The sequence below is a fragment of the Enterobacter cloacae complex sp.6700776 genome (assembly GCF_048284255.1).
Taxonomy (GTDB): Bacteria; Pseudomonadota; Gammaproteobacteria; order Enterobacterales; family Enterobacteriaceae; genus Enterobacter; species Enterobacter intestinihominis.
Window position 1 is genome coordinate 1 of record NZ_JBLVYK010000185.1, and the last position, 299, is coordinate 299.

1 pseudogene is annotated in these 299 nt (G+C 45.8%); it reads right to left on the minus strand.

From position 1 onward, the window contains the following. A pseudogene (locus tag ACNQ0T_RS23810) lies at positions 1 to 299 on the minus strand (serine hydrolase); the annotation flags it as partial.

Below are 299 nucleotides of genomic sequence, written 5' to 3' on the forward strand. Positions count from 1 at the left end.
GTCTAGGGTTTCCGATTTGGTAAAAATCTTACCGCTAAATAGCGCTTCAAAGAACTGTGCCATTTGTTTCGAGGACATCACTAAGCCACCACCGCCATACACATCCATTGAAGGATCCATGTCGGAGCAATCGAGTTTTCCGAGGTACTGTTTTGCACGAGGTTCCGTTGTAGCAGGGAGTTCAAATGTTTCCCAGTAGGCGGTCTGCAAGCCAATTTCATTAAACTTCAAGAGTTCTCGGACAGCTTCTCCCAGTGCTTGTCCCGTCATTCGCTCAATAATATTCCCAAGCAGAATAT